Here is a 17,862-nt window from a genome sequence, read left to right on the forward strand (position 1 = left end):
GTCCGTAGACGATCGGAGGAACGCCCGGTGCCAGCCGCCGGGTCTTAGACCGGAGCCCATCGAAGAAAGATCCGCACCATGGCCCAAGCTTTTGTCCGCGAGATCGACGACGCACCTCCCCCGCCGCTGCCCGAGCATCCGGTCAGCCCGCATGCGAATTTCGTCACCGCGCGCGGCGCTTCGCTGATCGAGAAGAAGCTCGAGGAGCTACGGGACAAGCTATCCAACGAGATCGACCACGAGATGGAGATGCTTCTGGCGCGCGATCTGCGCTATTGGCAGACACGCCGCGCGACCATGCAGGTGCTGGGCCCGGACCCGGCATCCGATACCGTCGCCTTCGGCTCGCGCGTCACGATCTCGCGCCGAGGCCAGACGACGACGCTGCGCATCGTCGGCGAGGACGAGGCGGACCCTGCGATCGGCCTGATCGGCTGGACCGCACCGCTCGCGCGTGCTCTGCAGGGGGCGAGCGAGGGCGAGGAGGTCGAGTTCTTCGCCCCGGGTCACCGGGAAACGGTGGAGATTCTTGCCGTCGGCGCTTGAGCGCAGGCCCTTCGTTCGTCAGTTCGGATAGCGGCCCAGCGCTTGGTTCAGGGCCGTCAGACCCCGTGCGCCCTCGCTGCTGCCCGAGCGAGACACGGCGGAGAACACGCGCTCGGCGTCGGCGTAGCGTCGAAGCTCGAGATAGGCGTAGCCACGCAGAACCATGAGATCGAGGCGCTCGGGTGCGATCCGGGCCCGCTCGTCGAGGGCCTGCAGAGCCTCGACCGGACGCTTGGCCTCGAACGCGCTCGTGGCGCGGGCGCTGAGGATCGCGATGTTCAATTCGTTGCGCCGCTGCACGGGCTGGGGCGCGCGCGACGCCGCGATCGCTGCCCGATCGCTGACGCCGAGGCGCAGGTAAGCGAGGCTTTCGCCATAGGCCGAGTCCTGCCGCGTCCGGCCATTGCCGCGTCGCGCGGCGCTTTCGAACGCTGCGGCGGCTTCCAGCGAGCGGTTGAGGTTCAGGAGACACCAGCCCCGGGCCATGGACGCGTCGGGCGACAGGGTCGAGGGCTCGACCTGCCCCGCACAGCCTCGCTGACCACCCCCGCCCCCGCCTTGTGCGGGTGCCGCGCTACGGGCGGGACGCGCCGCCGCCCGGCGAACGGCTGGGGCGGTCTCGGCCCGCGGCTCCGGCGTCTCGTCATAAATGGCGGCGGTTGCGGGTGAGCTCGCAGGGATCGCCGGCTGGACCGGTGCGAAGGCAGCGGTGCTCGAAGGTAGTGCGGCAGGTGCGACGGCAACGGCCGCGACCGCCGGCGACGACGCGATCGCGGGAGGCGGCCCGCCGTTCCCCTCGCGCGCAGCCTGGGCGGCCGCCACCTCGGCCTGGTCCGGGCGGCCGATCGCCGCGATCCGGGGCGAGCGGGCGGCCCATTGCCGCTGCAGCGCGGAAAGGCCGACGGTTTCGCCGACGCGCTGGCGCACGAGGGCAAGGCCGTAGGCCGACTGCTCGTCATCGCTCTTCCAGCCGAGCGCCGTGGCGAACCATTGCCCTGCGGTCTGGAACTGGTTCAGCCCGTAGGCATACCAGCCGAGCTGCTGGGCGCTGGCCGCATCCCGCCCCTCGCCGACGGCGCCGACGATACGGGTGAGAACGGCGGGATCGAGCGTTTGCCCGGCGCTGGCGGCCAGAAGATTGGCAGCCGCAGCCAGATACACGGCCTTCGCCCCGTCCGACGTGGTGCGATAGTCCGCCATCGCGGCTTCGGCTTCGGCAAAGCGCCCGGCGGAGATGAGCGACAGCGCATAGCCCTGCGAGATCGTCGCGCTGTCGGCGCGCTCGCGAGCCCGGGTGAAGGATTTCAGCGCATTCGCCTCGTCGTTCCGACGATAGGCGTACCAGCCCAAGAGCTCGTCGTCGGACGCTTGACCGTCCGTCGCGTCCGCCAGGCGGCGGATCAGTTCGAGATCGGCCGGTGCGACGGTGACGGACGCGTCGTCGGCCGCCGACACGAGGCTGGCCCTGGCGAGATCGGCGCGAACCGAGGTGAACTCGCCGACCCCGTCCGGCCCGGTCCGCTCGGTCGCCAGAAGCGCGTCGAGATCGGGACGCTTCAGGCGCTGGGTCGCCATCTGCATCGTGGCGAGGCGTTCACCGGCGTCGTTGCAGTTGGTCAGGACGTAGAGATAGGCGTCCTTCGCCCGTTCCGGCCGGCCGGTCTCGGCGAAGGCGCGCGCCACGCGCCACAGGACGTCCACCTCCGAGCAGGTCAGAAGGCTCGGCGTGTCCGCCGCCAGGCGGATCACGGTCTGGTACTGCTGGAGATTGGAAGCGTTGACGAGCTGTAGTCGCGCTTCGGCAACGTTCAGCCGCTCGATGAGATCGGCCGGCGGCTGCCAGTTCGGCTGGCTCTGCGTGCGCGCGGCGATCGCCTCGCGCGCCTGCGCGAACTGCCCCTGCGCATAAAGCTGCCAGATACGATCGAGCTCCGGGTCGCCCTGGGGTGCGGAGGACGCCGCCTCCAACGGATTTTCCGGTGGTTGCCAGTTCGGATAAAGCGCCTTGAGCCGAGCGATCTCGGCTTCCAGCCGACGCGTGTCGCCCTGCTGCGCGAAATAACGGAGCGCCGTCAGGTCGATGGCCGGCGGCGCATCGGCCGGAGCCGCAGCACCTGCGGGAGCGGGCGCGGCACTCGCGGCCGGCGCCTGTGCGGTGGTCGGCGCTGGAGGGGCCGTACCCGGCGAAGGGGCAGGCGCTGCGGGGCTTGCCGGCGGGGAAAAGGCCTGCGCGATCCGCGTCGAGGCCGGGTCCGCCAGCAACTCGGCGGAAGCGCCCAAAGCCGGTTTGACGCCCATCGTCAGAGCGCTTCCGATCGGTGTCACCGACGCATCCTCGCCCCAGCCGCGCATGGCGAAGGCGAAGGCCGCGACCGCGCAAACGGCGACGGTGGTTCTCAACGCAGACATTCCGGGTGGACCTCCGTCAGGTGAGCCAGCGTCAGAAGATGCAGCGTCGAGGGATAGTAGAGGGTGGACGTATAGGTTCGTAGGTCCGGCGGCACCGGCACCTCATCGAGCACGCAGGCGACGGCAGCCGGAATGATCCGATAGCCGGGCTCGGTCAGCGCCTCGCGCGTCGTGTCGGTGGCAAGATCGACGATCCGCACCGCGCCGTTCGGGTCGGTCATCGCGCTTGCCATCTTGCGCAGGATGGCCTCGTCCCCATCGCCCGCGCGCAGGAGATAAAGCGGGATGCGCAGCGCGTTGTAGCCGAACTCGGCGGGAAAGCCGTCCGCCGGGCGCGCGATGCGCGCGACCGATAGCCATTCGGGCGGCAGCGACGAGTCACTCAAAACCGAAGCGAGAAGCGCCTTGCCGCCGTCCACCGCGCCCTTCCAGTCGTAGTTCGGCGCCAGCGCGGCCAGATCGTCGAACGCTTCGAACACCCAGTAGGACAGGTTGACCACGGGACCGTCGGCGCGCTCGCCCCGGTCGAAGCCGGTGACGGCCGGCCGCAGCAGGGTATGATCCTCGTTGATGAAGAGAAGGCGCGAGCCGATCGAGTCGGCCAGCGAAGCGGCCGCCTCTGTCAGATCCGGGCGCTGCCACAAGGCACCGCCCCGGGCCAAGGCGTAGGCGATCAGGATGTCACCGTCGCTGGCATCGTTGAGATCGGTGACCGGAGGCTGCTGGCCCGGCGTCCAGCGCCAGGCCGCGAGCCCGTCGTCGCGCACCAGGAGCTGCGTGCGCGTGAAGCTCCAGATTCTGTCGAAGTTGGCGGCGTCGTCGGCGAGAACGGCCAGCAGCAGACCGTAGCCCTGTCCCTCGCTGTGGCTGATATTGCCGTTGCCGGTATCGACGATGCGTCCGTCCTCGCCCAGGAAACTCTGCCGATAGGCGGCCCAGGCGTCGGGGGGGATCACAGGCGCGGCAAGCGCCGGGATGGAAGAGGCAATCAACGCCAAGGCTGCAAGCCCTTTCGAGACGATCCCGCACATCATCTCTGCCCCAGCGACCGGACGAAGACCGTCGTAGCGACGCCCAGAAGCAGCGCCACGGCCACGATCAGCGAAGCGTAGGACAGGACGTTTTCGGAAAGCCAGTTCGCCGCGATCAAGCGAACATTGGCGAGCGAGAGCGGCTGCGTCGTGATGAAGGTCACCTCCCCGATCGGCTGGCTGGTCATCGTGGATCTTGCGCCGTCGTAGCTCGAAACACGGCCCGCAAGTTGCACCCAGTTGCTGTCGCGAACCAGGAGATTGATCCCCTCGTTCAGCGCAGCGGTGCTCGGCGCCGCGATCACGGTCCAAACACTGCCGCTCGTCGTCCCCTCGCCCTGGCCCACCACGAGCGCCGATCCGTCGCCCGGAGCAAACGGCTGGCTGTCCCTCGGGATCAGCCGCAATCCATCCGCTTCGATCGAGAAGGTCGTGCGCAGCCAGTCCATCGCGCCGTCCACTCTCGCCGCCCAGCCTTCCGACGTGTCGAACTGCTCGCGCCAGCGATCGAGAGTCAGACCGTCCGAGGCGGCCGGCGCTGGCCCCTGTCCGCCCCACTGCACGGCGCTGGCGGGATCGATGTTGGCGCGCGCCAGGACGGCGGGCGCGATCTGGCGCGGCGTGCCGATGAAGAGCGCGCGGGTGCTGGTCTGGGGAAGAACGTCGCGAACCGCGATCGGAATGACGTGCCCGGCCGCAAAGGCGAGGCGACCGACCACGCTGGCCGCCGCCGAAAGCCCGGCCGCGCGATCGTCGGGCAGGACGACGTCCACCGGCTCGCGGGCCGTGTTGTAGGGAAATCCGACGCCCTGGAAGGCGGAAAGGTCCGGCACGCGCGCGATCCGGGCGAAATCGGGAATCTCGATCCGCGAGGAGTCGAACAGGGCGAAGCGCGGAACGTCCTGCCCCGGCGTTCCCGGCGCGCAGGCCTCGTCGGCCCGAGTCAGGAGATTGGCCTCCAGCGCGATCGTGTTGGCGCCGGGGCGCAGGTGGCGCATCGTCATGCGCAGCGGAAACTCGTCGAGATATCCCGCTCCGCCGCCACCGATCGGCAGCGTCGTCGCGATGTTGCCGTTGACATAGAGGTTGATCAGGCTGCCGGGCAGGATCTCGCGGCTATAGGCGGCGTCGATGCGCATGACCGCCTCGCCATAGGCCTCGGCGAAGAAGTCGCCGGGAACGGCCAGCGCGAACTCGGTGCGGAAGCGCCGTCCGGCGAACTCCTGCGAGGCGACGCCGAGATCGCGGAACGACACGGCCCCGCCTTCGCGCACCAGAAGCGCGTCCGGCTGCCGCAAGGCGGGGTTCATCACGGCCGGGCGAGGCGGCGAGTCCGCGTCGCCCGCAAACGAGACGACCCGCTCGACGCCCGCGCGCACGTCATCCCATCCGTTGCCCGTGACGGCAAGCACGCTGGAACCGTCGGCGCGCTTCAGAAAGCCGTTCGCGCTCGTTGCCGCTCCCTCGAGCCCACCGAGCGCGTCGCCGAGTGCGCCGACGGGGCCGACCACGACATCCAGCGTGCCGGCACGCTCTTCCGGCAGGGGACCCTGGATCACCTCGACGGATTGGTTGGGCATGCCGACGACGATGGATAGTGCCTGCGCCAGACGAAGGACCGTCGCGCTGGCGTCGCCCAGTTCGCCATCCGGCACGGTGAGGCGGATGCGGGTCAGGCCCTGCGTGTCGAGGCCGGTGGCGCGCAGATCGTCCAACCGGCGAGGGGCGAAACTGGCCGCCGGTCCGTCGAACTCCAGAAAGCTGCGCGTCGAATCGAACGTCGTCCAGAGATCGTAGGTGGAGGCGACGGTGCAGTCGGTCCGATGGCGGAGCTTGGTTTCCAGCGTCAGCGTGTTGAGCCCCGGTCGCAGGAGGCCGGCGGGAACCGCTGCGGCGAGATCCTTCACGCTGTCGGACGAGGCCACGGGCTCCTGAACCAGCGCCGTGTCGTTGATCAGGAAGCGAAGCTGCGACGTTTCCGGCGCGGCCAGGACCGCGTTCTGGTAGGCCAGTTGCAGGCGGGAAGCCGCTTCCGCTTCCTCGCGCGTCAAGTAGATCGCCCAGCTGCGCCGATCGATCTCGCCCGAAAGGGAAAGCTCCGATCCGGCAAACAGGTATCGCCGCCATGGCGAGGCTGCAGCCGCCGCGCCCGGCGCGTCGGCTGGACTGGCTGGGGCGGTCGCCGCGGCAGCCGGACTTGGCGGTGCGACGGGCGGGGACGCGACAGGAGGGCTCGCGGGGGAGGCTGGTGCGGTCTGCACCGGAGCCGGGGCCGGGCTCGAAGGGTGGACGGAATCCGCGCTCGGGGCGGCCGGAGGGCTGGCGGGGGCGGATGGGCCCCGTTCGGCACCCATGTCGAAGGGTGCGGTCTGGGCAAGAGCCGGGCCGGCGAGGAAGGCCAGAAGCAGAAGGGCGTTGGCGCGGGGCAACATCAATGCGCCCCCGCCTTTTGCACCGACGCGGCCGGCTTTCGGCCGGCTCCCTTGAGGAGATAACCGAGCCCCCGGAACGTCTGGTAGAAGCAGACGCCGAAGAACCACAGCGAGCCGCGAAGAAGGCCGGGATTGCGCCGCCGCGCGAGCTGGAAGGCGCGCCACTGGCCCGAATCGGCGAAGATCAGCTCGGCCATCAGCCGGTTGTGGTGCGCCCCTTCCGGCTCGAACGAGCAGCCCAGCACCTTGCTGTCCGCATCGCGCATGATGCGGGCGATGCGGATGGGGATGGTGTCGCCCCCGATCTCGCGGTCGATCCGCACTCGCAGGACGGCCTTGGCGCCCTTCTCGAAATCCGCCGGAAGCGAGCCGACGACGCGCGCGGCGATGCCGGACACGGAGACGTTCTCGATCGTGCCCGGCAGTTCGGTCTCTCCGACGACGATCTGGCACCGCCGCTTGAGCGAGATGCGCCGATCCGAGGTCGGGGTGCCCCTTTCCGATACGACGCCGAGCGCGCAGCCGGCGATCAGGAGGTTGAGGACGTTCCAGGCGCCGACCACCATGGTGAGATCGGCCCGGTAGGGCTCGGTCATCACCCGGTAGACGGTGGCGACCAGCCCGAGAACGAGAACCGCGAAGATGATGTAGAACGGCAGCCCGATCTCCGACACGCGGCTGACCGCGATCGACTCCTCCTTGGACGTCACGTTGAAGGTCGGCTTCTTGGGATGAAGGATCACGGAAACCACGGCGGGCAGGAGATGCACGCTCTGCACATACTCGTAGAGCTCCGAGATCCAGGGCCATCGGAACGAGCCGTACATGTAGTTCTGCATCATCAGGTTCACGGCCATGTAGGTCAGGGTGTAGGCCACGAACTCGCCCGACGAGGCGGTGAAGATCTGCAGGTCGAAGAACAGGTAGAAGAGGGGCGCGATCAGGAAGATGAGGCGCGGAAACGGAAACAGCCAGAACAGCGTCGAGGACATGTAGCAAAGGCGCTGCGGGAACGAGAGGCCGCTCTTCAGGATCGGGAAGCGGAAGAACAGGATCTGCATCATGCCCTGCGCCCAGCGCGAGCGCTGGCCGATGAAGGAGGCGAAGGTCGCCGGCTGAAGCCCGGCGATCAGCGGCTTGTCGATATAGATGCTGTTCCAGCCTCTCGAGTGCAGCTCGATCGCCGTTTCACAGTCCTCGGTGATCGACACGCCGGAGAAGCCGCCGGTCTCGTTCAGCGCCTCGCGGCGAAGGAGCGCCGCCGAGCCGCAGAAGAAGGCCGCGTTCCACTTGTCGAGCCCGCGCTGGATGATGCCGTAGAACATCTCGTTTTCCGACGGCATCGAATCGAAAGTCTGAAGGTTGCGCTCCAGCGGATCGGGGTTGAGGAAGAAGTGCGGCGTCTGCGCCAGGAACAGGCGCGGGTCGTCCTCGAAGTAGCCGACGGTTTCGGCCAGGAAGTCGCGGGCCGGCGCGTGGTCGGCGTCGAACACGGCGATCAGCTCGCCGGTGGACTGCGTCATGCCGTTGTTGAGGTTGCCGGCCTTGGCGGACGTGTTGCGCGCACGCGTGAGGTATCGCGCGCCCAGATCCTCGCAGAGCTGCTTCAACTCGGCATGACGCCGTTCGGCGGCCTGCGCGGAGACCATGTCGTCGGACTGGCGCTTCTGCTCCGACCCACCGTCGTCCAGCAGCCAGACGGTGAAGCGATCGGGCGGATAGTTCATCGCGAGCGCCGAGGCGATCGTGTTGGCGAGAAGCTTGGTCGGCTCGTTGTAGGTCGGGATGAAGACGTCGACGGTGGGGGGACGACGATCGGGGTCGAGCCGGCGGGACGGGCGCGGGGGCACGGGAGCCGCCACCACGAACAGGCTGAGCGCCAGCATGAACACGCTGTACATCTCGGCCAGATACAGGAGGAAGCCGGGGATGAAGTTCTCGAGCTGGTTGATCGGTGGCAGCGTCGAGGTCGTGCGCCAGTAGACGTAGCGCAGCACGATCGACGTGCCGAGCGCCAGCGCCACCAGCCGCCAGACGCCGCCCAGATCGAACGCCTTGAGGATGATCATGACGCCCAGAACGAAGAGAACGGCGAAGAGCTGAGCCTGAAGGCTGACCGGCAGCGTGATCACCCCGATCGCCAGGATCGACGTCACGATCCAGAGAAGGGTTGTGCCGATCCTCAACATGCGATGCCCTCCACGGACGCAAACGCTCCGTCAGCCACTCTTTGCGGATGAGAAAGCCCCGCCTTCCCGCCTACCGCTGCTGCGAAGCCGAAGCTCCCGCCCTGAAATTCTTGCGCCTGCCCCCACCACATTCAACGCCAAGCGCCTCCACGTCCACCAGTTATGGTTGATGCTGTATTAAGGAGGCCACACGGGGCGGAAGGCCGAGGTCCGGCGAAATCTCGAAGGTTCAGCAACCCGCATCCCCCTTCAGCCGGCCATCGGCGCAGACAACCGGAGCGGGCACCACCGGACGCACGGCCGCGCCTGCCTCCAACGGAGTGGTCCCACCCGACTGGCCCGGCATCGCTGCCGGCGACGTGCTGGAAAAACCACCGACGGAGGCGCCCGGCGGCGGCGGGACGGCGGGTCCGATCGGAGCCGGAAGGGGTTGGAGAACCGGGGCCGGCGCGGCGGGCGCGGCTCGGCGAACCGGTGGCCGCCGGCGAACCGGCTGGACCGCGGGCGCCGGCGGGTCCTCGACCAGAACGTCGGCCGGCGCGGCGACGAGGCCGGCGGAGACCGGCGGCTCGGGATAGATCGGTGCGCCGGTTTCGCCGAGTTCGGGCGACGGGCTCGGCGGCGCGCCGTAGGGAACCCAGCTGAAATGGTTGAGGAAGGCATTGATACCGAGGCCGTACATCGTGGCCAGAAGTTCGTTCTCGCTCGCCCCTGCGGCGCATAGGCGCAGCCGCATGTTGATGATGCCGCGCGGGCGCAGGAGCAGCGTGGCATGGTCGGTCCCGCTCATGCGCTGCCAGGCGTAGACGCAGGTCGTATTGCCCAGCCGACCGCTCGCGTAGCCGAAGGGCCCGTAGCGATTCTGGACGTAGAGGGCCGACCGGCGCATGGCGACGCCGGGAAACTCCTGCCGCAACTCGGCCGATATGTTGGTGACCGCCAGCGATCGCTCCGACAAGGGCGTGCGCCCAGACGTCGACGTATCCACCGGCCCGATGAACTGGACGCGCATGGCGTTCTGGACGGTGACCCCGCCCCCGCCCGACAGGACGATCTCCTGTTCGACGCCGTTGCTGTAGCGCTGCTCGAGGACCCCCACCACCGACGGCCCGCCGGCCGGCGGAAGCACGAACGCCTCACGCGGGGAAACATCCCGCACCGCCGAGAACCGATCGATCTCACCCCGGCCGGCGCAGCCCGAAAGGATCAGGAGCACCGACATCGCGAGACAAGAGCTGATCGTCGAAGAAGGAACACGCATCGTGGACAGCGAACACCATTGCCGGATTCGAATCGTACCTAGTTGATAATCTCCTTAGCTTAGCTTGCCCGAGACTCAACAGCAGGTTGCAACCCCCGTTATGTCACTCTTACGTTCGGAAGTCGAAACATGCTGGACTTATCCACCACAACCGGGAAGCCTGCCCTGAGACACCAAACGAGGAACGGGGGATAGCCGAGCGCAACATCGGGAGGCGAACCGCGAACGGGATGGGATGCATGCGGGACGAACGCGATCATCTACCGGGGCGGACGACGCAGCGCACCGCGTCCCGAAACATCCGGCGGACGGCAACCCACGCGCCGCCGACCGGGAATGCACCCGTCATTACACCCGCATCTTTTCTGCCTAAGTCTATTCACCGTATCAGCGTTTCATGATGCCGAGTTTGCCGAACGACCCCCTTTCAAGACCCCGCCGCCTATCGGATCGAGCGGTCGGTCGGCGCCAGCCGCGGCTGAGAAACCGAACCGTCTACTGGATGGGGCTGATCCTGCTCCTGCTCGGCTTCTGCGGTGCGTCGGCCGTGACGCTGGTGGAGTTGCGCAACGACAGTTGGGCCGCGGCCAACGGGACGGCCCAGAACCTCCTCACCGTGTTCTCGCAGGATGTGGAAAACGATATCCAGACCTACGACCGTGCGATCTCCACCGTCGTCAACAAGCTGGAAAACTCATCCCTCGGCCAGCTGGAACCGGACCTGCAACAGGAGTTCCTCTTCGATGGAGCGCTGGTGGCGCCCTATTTCACCAGCATTCTCGTTCTCGACCGCGATGGGAATGTCGTTCGCGATGCCGGCGGGATACCGCCGAGACGCGACAATTTTTCCGACCGGACCTACTTCCAAGTCCATGCCAACGGCACCGCACGCGGCCTCTATATCAGCGCGCCGTTTCAACGGCGCCTGACGGGAAGCGACGACGTGCTGGGCCTCAGCCGGCGGATCAACGCCCCTGACGGCAGTTTCGGGGGCGTCGTGGTCGGCACTCTGCGCCTGAGCTATTTCCGCGCGCTGTTGGAGAGAACCACACTCGGCCCGCAAGATTCGATCAGCCTCGTATCGGACAGGGGCACGCTCGTGATGCGCAGCCCCTACCATGCGGATCAGATCGGGCGCGACTTCTCGAACACCGAGAATTTTCGCAACTTCATATCGCGGCCCCAGGGGACCTTCACGGGCAAATCGACGGTGGACGGGGTAACGCGCGTCTACAATTTCGCCCGCGTCGGCTACCTGCCCCTCATTCTGAATGTCGCACTGTCCTACGACGACATCTTCATAGCGTGGCGTGAACAAGCCTTCGTGATCATCGGGATTCTCGCGTTCCTTTGCCTTCTCACCACCCTTCTGGGCCTGGTGGTGCGCCGCGAGTTCAAAAGGCGCGCGTCGGCCGAGGCGAAGACGCGAGAAAGCGAAGCGCAATACCGCCTGTTGGCCGACCACGCGACGGACCTGATCCTGCGCCTCGACGAGGGACTGACGCGCCGCTACGTTTCGCCGGCCTCGCGCACCATGCTCGGCTTCGAACCCGGCGAGATGGTGGACCGCAAGACGCGCGATCTCATCCATCCCGACGACTGGCCGATCGTCGAACGGATCGCCGACGAAGCGACGAGCAGCGACACCTATGCCGAGGCGGTCTACCGGCTGAAGCACAAGGCGGGACATTACGTCTGGGTGGAGGGACGATATCGGCATGTGGCGCGCGACAAGGGATTCATCGTCGTCCTGCGCGATATATCTCAGCGCAAGAGCGCCGAACTCGAGCTGGAGGCGGTACATGCCGAACTGGCGCGAAGGGCCGATACGGACGGGCTCACCGGCCTTGCCAACCGCAGACGCTTCGACGAGATGCTGCGTGCCGAGATCGCTCGCGCCGGAGAAAAAGGCGCGCCAATCTCCATGCTGCTGATCGACGTAGATCGGTTCAAGCTCTACAACGACAATTACGGCCATCCGGCAGGCGACGAGTGCCTGCGCCGGGTCGCGCAGGCCATCGCCTCCAGCATTCGCGGCGACGACTTCTGCGCCCGCTACGGCGGCGAGGAAATGGCGGTCATTCTTCCCGACACCAACGAGGACGACGCGCAACTCGTCGGCGAGCGGGTCCGGCGCGCGGTGGAGCAGCTGCAACTCGTCCACGAGTTCAACCAGGGCGGCTACGTCACGATCTCGGTCGGCTGTGCCATGCAGCGCGTTCCGGCCAACGACAACGCGGCGGAGAAGCTGATCACGACCGCCGACCGGGCGCTCTACGAAGCCAAGCGGACGGGCCGCAACAAGGTGGTCAACGCCGCCTCCCTCGAATCGCCGACCCCCCTGCCCGCTCTGGTCGACGACAAGGCGCGTCTTCGCGCGGTGGCGGATTTCCGCGAACGCATCACACAGGACGGCGCGCCCGATCTCGACCAGGTCGCACGCGCCGCCGCCCAACTTCTGGATACGCCGATCTCGTTCATATCGCTTGTCGGGCGGGACGAGCTGACGCTGATCGGCCGCTACGGGGTGAACGTGCAGAGCGCCGCGCGCGACGCGGGGTTCTGTTCCTACACGATCGCGGGCAACGAGCCGATGGTGGTGACCGATGCCCAGGCCGATGTCCGATTCCGCGACAGTCCGCTCGTGCGCGGCAAGGACGGGCTTCGATACTATGCCGGAGCGCCGCTGGTGGACCCCCACAGCGGCGAGACGGTCGGCGCCGTGTGCGTTCTCGATCGGAAGCCGCGCGAGGACACGTCGGCCTCCGATCGCGAGATCCTGAAGAACCTGTCGCAGATGGTGACGAACGAGATGAAGTAGGGCGAGCGTGGCGGCCCGCCCGAGACGCCGCGTCGAAGCCTTGGCTATTTTCTCGTCGACCCGACACGACAGCCAAGCGGGAAAAATCCGTCCTACGCCCTTCGACCGACGTGTAGTTCACGTTCCTTATTGTCTATTATTTTGGTATATAGTCCTCCGGCAGGGCGTCGCCCTCGCTTTATGTTGGCGAGATCAATGAGAGGGCGCGTGTTCTGCCCGCTCGCCGAACCCCGATCGTGCAAGGTGGTCCATGTCCGTCGCGATTTCCGCTGCCAATCCGTCCCGCCCCGTTCCCAACCTTAAGGGATTACGCCCCGTGTTCGGACTGAAGGACGCGATGCGCCACCTCGTCGGGGGCGTATGCGTGATCACGGCGGGGTCCGGTGCCGATCGGACGGGCGCGACCGTGACCTCCGCCCATTCGCTGGCGATGGATCCCGAAACCATGCTCGTGTCGATCAATCTCTCGTCCTCGACCTGGCCGGTGATCGAGCGCTACGGGCACTACGGGGTCAACCTTCTGGCCCATTACCAGCAGCCGATCGCGGATCGCTTCGCCGGGCGTGGCGGCCTGAAGGGCGCGGACCGCTATGCCGGCGCCGAATGGGAAGTTCTGGAAACCGGTGCCAGCCTTCTGACCGATGCATTGGCGGTGGTGGATTGCGAGGTCGAGCGGGTCGTCGAGCATCACAGCCACGCCCTCATCTTCGGCGCGGTGCGCGCCGTGCGCCTCGGAGAGGGCGAACCCCTCGTCTACAGCCATGGGCGCTATGGCCACTATCCCGTTTCGGGCTGAGACCGAGGGCTGGGACCACACCATGGGAAACCGGGCCGTCTTGTCTTCGACATGCAGCCGGAGGTGACCGGAAATTACTGGTGATGGCGGGGGCGCCGCAAAACGGCGCCCCCGCCACGTCGTCTCAATCGAGGCCGAGCTTGCCGCGCAGGGTGGAAAGATCCTCGGCCAGCGTGTTGACGTTGGCGGCAAGCACCTTCCGGTCGCCGTCGGTCAGCTCGGAATAGTGGGCATAGCCCTCGCCCTTGCGATACTTGGCCAGCGTCGTGTCGACCGTCTGGAAGCTTCCGTTGACCTTTTGGACGAAGGCCGTGTCGTCCTTTTCGATCAGCGGGCGCACGAGGTCGAAGATCTTGCGCGAGCCGTCGAAGTTCGCCTTGAAGTCCCAGAGATCGGTGCCGCTGTAGCGGTCCTCTTCGCCGGAAATCTTGGTGGCGGCCACTTCTTCCATCAGCGCGGCGGCGCCGCCCACGACCTTTTCGGGCGGCAGGGCGAGATCGCCGATGCGCTTTTCGAGATCGGCGACGTCAGCCATCAGCTTGTCGGCGACGGGCGCGAGCCCGTCCGTCGAGCCTTCCGCGAAGAGACCGTGCTCCAGCTTGTGGAAGCCGATGAAGCCGGGGTCCTTCTCGGCCTGTTCGTGATCGTCGGCGCGCGAGTCGATCGAGGCGTCGAGATCGCTGAAGAGTTCGGCGATCGGCTCGACCGCCTCGTAGCTCATGCGCGTCGGGGCGAAGAGGGTCTTCGCCTTCTCGAGGTCGCCGGCCTTCACCGCGTCGGTGAAGCTCTTGGTGTCGCGCGTCAGCTGCTCCAGCTTCTCGGACACGTAGATCTTGTACTCCGCCACCGGCTGGACGATGTCCAGCGGCGATACGGCGGCGAGCGCGGAGCCCGCGCCCAGGAGGATCGAGAATGCGGCGAGAGATCGTGTCAGCATGGGGTCTCCAGGTCTTGCGTCAGGATCGGATGTCGCGAGCCGCCGCGATCAGCGAGCGGCCGAGATAGTCGTCCCCGTCCCGGACGCCGGGCAGGGTGAAGAAGTAGCCGCCGCCGACGGGCTTCACGTATTCTTCCAGCGGCTCGCCATCGAGGCGGCGCTGCACGGCGATAAAGGCGCGCTCCAGGTCGGCCTGGTAGCTGATGAAGAGAAGGCCCTGATCGAGCTGACCGTTCTTCGTCACGCCGTTGGAATAGTTGAACGGCCGGCGCAGCATCAGGCTCGCCTGCGAGCCGGCGTCGCGCGGATTGGCGAGGCGGATATGGGCGTCGAGCCGGGTGGTGGCGCCGTCCGGGTCGGCGCGGTAGTTCGGCACGTCGGTCTCGTGCGATCCGTCGAACGGCGCACCCGATGCCTTGCGTCGCCCGATGATGCGCTCCTGCTCGCCGAGCGGCGTGCGATCCCAGCGTTCCACGAGGTTGCGGATGATGCGCACGGCCTGATACGTGCCGCCCCGCGCCCAAGGATGCTCGTCGCGGTCATCCTCGCCGACCCAGACGACGCGGCCCATCTCGGCGGGATCGCGCGAGTCGGGATTGGCAGAACCGTCGCGAAAGCCGAGGAAGTTGCGCGCGCTTTCCGAGGTGCCGTCGGGCTTCGCCGGCAGGATCGGCACCGTTCCCTCCTGCTTCCAGCGGATTACCAGAAGGTCGGGGACCGACTTGATGACATCGCGCAGGGCGTGGATCGTCGCGTCCGGGGAATTGGCGCAGATCTGGATCGACAGGTCGCCGTGGCAAAGCTCGGCGTTCAGCGCGTCGTTGCGAAATTTCGTCATGCGCTGCAGCCGGGCGGGCTTCAGCCCGGCGGCCCACGGACGGTCGGCGAAGAAGCTGGCACCCAGCGACAGCGTCATCGTCAGGTCGTCCGGCGCGATCACCGGCCCGAGGATTCCGGAATCGGCCGGCGGAAGCTTCGGATCGAGTTCGGGCACCGCGCCGCCGGCCATCAGGAAGCGGAAGCGATCGGTGAGCGTGCGAAGAAGGCGCTCTACCTCGTCCGGCGTCTGCGCCACGGTATCGAACGAGGCGATCATTCCGGCGGCCGGGCGGCGCGTGACGACGCCGGCCTGATGGGCGCCATGGAAAGGAACCACTTCCGGCCGATCGCCGAGACGCGGCGCGTCCGCGACCTGATCCGGCCGGTTCTCGGCGGCGCGCGCGGCAGCCCCCAGGCCCAGCACCGCCGCGGCCCCGCCGGCCGCTCCGAACAGGAGGCGCCGCCGGTCGGTTGCCAGATCCGTGGATGGTGGGGGCGACTTGTCGCTCACGCCCCGCCCTCCCCCAAGCCCAGCGCCGTACCCAGCCGCTCCATCGTATCCGCCGCCCGGTGGAGCGCATCACTCAATTGACGACGACGTTCGGACGGGATCGAGGAGAAGTCAGGCGTTTCGCCCGTGCCGCGCATGGACCGGAGATCATCATCGACGCTCGTCAGCGCCGCCTCGACCTCGGCGAGGGCAGCGGGCGCGCCCTGCGAGGCCACCGGCCTCAGCAGCGCCTCGATCTTGCGCAGGCCCGCAAGCTGGGCGTCGAACTCGTCGAGATCGTTTCCGGCATAGGGACTGATCCCGGCGGAAACGCCGGTATCGGCCATGGCGCGAAGGCCGCGCACCGCGCCTTGCGCCATGTCGTCCGGACCGAGACGCGCCGCGCGCAACCGGTCTCGTAGGAGCGCCGTGTCGGCCACCAGCTTTGACGAAACCGGCGCCAGCCCGTCGAGGCTGTTCGCTTCGAAGAGACCGTATTCGAGGCGGTGATAGCCGGTGAAGGCCGTGTCCGCTTCGCGCCCTGCCAGATAGCCCGCCGACGGGTCGATCGCGTCGCGCAAGTCCGCGAAGCGCGCGGCGACGGGCTCGACATGCAGATAGGGCGTGCGCGCCTCGCCATAGGCGCGGCGCGCCCCGTCCAGATCGCCGGCGCGGATCGCCGCGTCCAGCGCTTCGGCCGTGCGAGCGACCTTGGCCCCCTCGGTGGCCAGATACACCTGATACTCGGCCAGGGCGCCGATGAAGGCGGTGAGCGTCGGCTTCTCGGTCGCGTCGGCGGCGGTGGACGGGGTGACCGTCAGCGTGCCGCGCGGATTCGACAGGAGGCCGCAGGTGATCGCGTAGGTACCCTCGCGAAGCCGCGCCGAAAGGGTCTGCGACAGGCCGGGGGCGATGTTCTCGCGCTCCTCCACCACCATGACGCCGTCGAGGATCTCCCATTCCACGGCGCGATCCGTTCCGTTCACGATGCGGAACGTCGAGCGTCCGGCGGGAACGGTGAGTGCGTTCGGCTGGCAGGCGCCGTCGCGCAGCGTCACCAGAACCGCGTCGGGCGAGGCCGAGGCATCGCTTCCGGCCCGCATGGAAGCAAGCGCGAAGGCGACGCCGCCGCCCACCATCAGAAGGGCGGACGCGGCGACACCCCACCAAAGGAGACGGGGCGGCGGCGCCTGGGTCGAAGACGGAGCGCTCATGGCGTTTCGGCCCCTGCCGGCAAGGCGATCGCCGTTCGCGGCGCGGCCGGTCGCAGAAACAGGGTCAGCGTTACCAGGAGATACAGGACGTAGACGATCGCCTCGCCGAGCGTCGGATCGGCCTGATAGCCGAGGAGGCCGGAAAGCACCGAGCCGACGAGGCTGTCGGTCGGCAGGACCCCCGTCAGGTCGACCACCACCGTCTGCAACCCGTTCCAGAGACCGGCCTCGTGCAGGTGGCGCAGCGAGCCGGCGAGGATTCCGGCTGCCACGAACAGGATGAAGACGCCGGTCCAGCGAAAGAAGCGCGTGAGGTCCAGCCGGACGCCGCCCCGATAGATCCCGTAGCCGAGCAGCGCGGATACGAGAATGCCGAGGAGCGCGCCGAGGGGCCCGGCGGCACCCGGGCTCTGCTGGAAGATCGCGAGCAGGAAGAACACCGACTCCAGACCCTCGCGCGCCACGGCGAAGAAGACGAGGCCGACCAGCGCCAAGCTGCGGGTCTGCGATCCCGCCAGAGCCGCGTCGATCGAGGATTGGAGTTCAGACTTCATCGAACGGGCCGCCCGGCGCATCCACAGGACCATCGAGGTCAGGAGCACCACGGCGATGACGCCGACCACCGCCTCGAATAGTTCCTGCGTCGCCTGGGGAAATTCGGCGCTCGCCCATTGCAGCCCGGCGCCCGCGAAGAGCGCGAGCGCAACCGCCAGGAAGATGCCGATCCAGACCGCCGGCATCCAAGCGCGGCGCCCCGTGCGGGCGAGATAGCCGGCGACGATCCCGACGATCAGCGCAGCTTCCAGCCCCTCCCGCAGCATGATCAGAAACGGAACCAGCATGGCGCGCACGACCCAAACGAGACGAACTCCGGCCGACGCCCGGAACTCCTCAACCCGATCGGCACACTGCATAGT

12 protein-coding genes are annotated in these 17,862 nt (G+C 67.7%); 3 read left to right on the plus strand and 9 right to left on the minus strand.

What is annotated here, in order from left to right; translation table 11 throughout:
* Nucleotides 1-78 precede the first annotated feature (78 nt).
* Nucleotides 79-546 (plus strand): GreA/GreB family elongation factor, encoded by a 468-nt coding sequence (locus H7A85_RS10640; RefSeq protein WP_182085917.1) that lies wholly within the window; start codon nucleotides 79-81, stop codon nucleotides 544-546.
* Between the two features lie 18 nt (nucleotides 547-564).
* On the opposite strand, the gene H7A85_RS10645 is transcribed toward H7A85_RS10640, so the two are convergent.
* From H7A85_RS10645 to bcsN, 5 genes are all read right to left on the minus strand, one after another.
* The gene (locus tag H7A85_RS10645) at nucleotides 565-2,955 is read right to left on the minus strand and encodes a cellulose synthase (protein WP_244631110.1); all 2,391 of its coding nucleotides are present in this window, start codon (nucleotides 2,953-2,955) and stop codon (nucleotides 565-567) included.
* On the minus strand, nucleotides 2,943-3,953 hold the full coding sequence (locus tag H7A85_RS10650; RefSeq protein ID WP_244631112.1) for a glycosyl hydrolase family 8: 1,011 nt from the start codon (nucleotides 3,951-3,953) through the stop codon (nucleotides 2,943-2,945). Before H7A85_RS10650 ends, H7A85_RS10645 begins: the two co-directional genes overlap by 13 nt.
* A gap of 32 nt (nucleotides 3,954-3,985) precedes the next feature.
* Entirely contained in the window at nucleotides 3,986-6,418 is a 2,433-nt protein-coding gene (locus H7A85_RS10655) for a cellulose biosynthesis cyclic di-GMP-binding regulatory protein BcsB (protein ID WP_182085919.1), read from the minus strand.
* Nucleotides 6,418-8,607, minus strand: coding sequence for a UDP-forming cellulose synthase catalytic subunit (gene bcsA, locus H7A85_RS10660; protein ID WP_182085920.1), 2,190 nt, complete (start codon nucleotides 8,605-8,607; stop codon nucleotides 6,418-6,420). Before bcsA ends, H7A85_RS10655 begins: the two co-directional genes overlap by 1 nt.
* 229 nt (nucleotides 8,608-8,836) lie before the next feature.
* Nucleotides 8,837-9,829, minus strand: a complete 993-nt coding sequence (gene bcsN, locus H7A85_RS10665; RefSeq protein WP_182085921.1) for a cellulose biosynthesis protein BcsN — start codon at nucleotides 9,827-9,829, stop codon at nucleotides 8,837-8,839.
* 541 nt (nucleotides 9,830-10,370) lie between these two features.
* Here bcsN and H7A85_RS10670 point away from each other — a divergent pair.
* Complete coding sequence (locus H7A85_RS10670; RefSeq protein WP_182085922.1) at nucleotides 10,371-12,689, plus strand: diguanylate cyclase; 2,319 nt, start codon at nucleotides 10,371-10,373, stop codon at nucleotides 12,687-12,689.
* Between the two features lie 250 nt (nucleotides 12,690-12,939).
* Nucleotides 12,940-13,485 (plus strand): flavin reductase family protein, encoded by a 546-nt coding sequence (locus H7A85_RS10675; protein ID WP_182085923.1) that lies wholly within the window; start codon nucleotides 12,940-12,942, stop codon nucleotides 13,483-13,485.
* Nucleotides 13,486-13,609: 124 nt separating this feature from the next.
* On the opposite strand, the gene efeO (H7A85_RS10680) is transcribed toward H7A85_RS10675, so the two are convergent.
* The 4 genes from efeO (H7A85_RS10680) to efeU are packed head-to-tail and all read right to left on the minus strand — an operon-like array spanning nucleotide 13,610 to nucleotide 17,787.
* On the minus strand, nucleotides 13,610-14,422 hold the full coding sequence (gene efeO / locus H7A85_RS10680; RefSeq protein WP_182085924.1) for an iron uptake system protein EfeO: 813 nt from the start codon (nucleotides 14,420-14,422) through the stop codon (nucleotides 13,610-13,612).
* Nucleotides 14,423-14,441: 19 nt separating this feature from the next.
* Nucleotides 14,442-15,752, minus strand: coding sequence for an iron uptake transporter deferrochelatase/peroxidase subunit (gene efeB, locus H7A85_RS10685; protein WP_182085925.1), 1,311 nt, complete (start codon nucleotides 15,750-15,752; stop codon nucleotides 14,442-14,444).
* The gene (gene efeO, locus H7A85_RS10690) at nucleotides 15,749-16,945 is read right to left on the minus strand and encodes an iron uptake system protein EfeO (protein WP_182085926.1); all 1,197 of its coding nucleotides are present in this window, start codon (nucleotides 16,943-16,945) and stop codon (nucleotides 15,749-15,751) included. The genes efeB and efeO (H7A85_RS10690) overlap by 4 nt, the downstream gene beginning before the upstream one ends.
* Nucleotides 16,942-17,787: an iron uptake transporter permease EfeU gene (efeU, locus tag H7A85_RS10695; protein WP_182085927.1), complete on the minus strand. Its 846-nt coding sequence runs from the start codon at nucleotides 17,785-17,787 to the stop codon at nucleotides 16,942-16,944. Before efeU ends, efeO (H7A85_RS10690) begins: the two co-directional genes overlap by 4 nt.
* Between the last annotated feature and the right edge of the window lie 75 nt (nucleotides 17,788-17,862).

The organism is Aureimonas sp. ME7, from assembly GCF_903970965.1.
Lineage (GTDB): Bacteria > Pseudomonadota > Alphaproteobacteria > Rhizobiales > Rhizobiaceae > Aureimonas.

What these genes read in the sequence shown, in the direction of transcription:
- efeO (WP_182085924.1), bottom strand. Translation starts at nt 14,422, where the DNA reads ATGCTGACACGATCTCTCGCCGCATTCTCGATCCTCCTGGGCGCGGGC.
- H7A85_RS10640 (WP_182085917.1), top strand. Translation starts at nt 79, where the DNA reads ATGGCCCAAGCTTTTGTCCGCGAGATCGACGACGCACCTCCCCCGCCG.
- H7A85_RS10675 (WP_182085923.1), top strand. Translation starts at nt 12,940, where the DNA reads ATGTCCGTCGCGATTTCCGCTGCCAATCCGTCCCGCCCCGTTCCCAAC.
- H7A85_RS10655 (WP_182085919.1), bottom strand. Translation starts at nt 6,418, where the DNA reads ATGTTGCCCCGCGCCAACGCCCTTCTGCTTCTGGCCTTCCTCGCCGGC.
- efeU (WP_182085927.1), bottom strand. Translation starts at nt 17,787, where the DNA reads ATGCTGGTTCCGTTTCTGATCATGCTGCGGGAGGGGCTGGAAGCTGCG.
- bcsA (WP_182085920.1), bottom strand. Translation starts at nt 8,607, where the DNA reads ATGTTGAGGATCGGCACAACCCTTCTCTGGATCGTGACGTCGATCCTG.
- H7A85_RS10645 (WP_244631110.1), bottom strand. Translation starts at nt 2,955, where the DNA reads ATGTCTGCGTTGAGAACCACCGTCGCCGTTTGCGCGGTCGCGGCCTTC.
- bcsN (WP_182085921.1), bottom strand. Translation starts at nt 9,829, where the DNA reads ATGTCGGTGCTCCTGATCCTTTCGGGCTGCGCCGGCCGGGGTGAGATC.
- efeO (WP_182085926.1), bottom strand. Translation starts at nt 16,945, where the DNA reads ATGAGCGCTCCGTCTTCGACCCAGGCGCCGCCGCCCCGTCTCCTTTGG.
- H7A85_RS10670 (WP_182085922.1), top strand. Translation starts at nt 10,371, where the DNA reads ATGGGGCTGATCCTGCTCCTGCTCGGCTTCTGCGGTGCGTCGGCCGTG.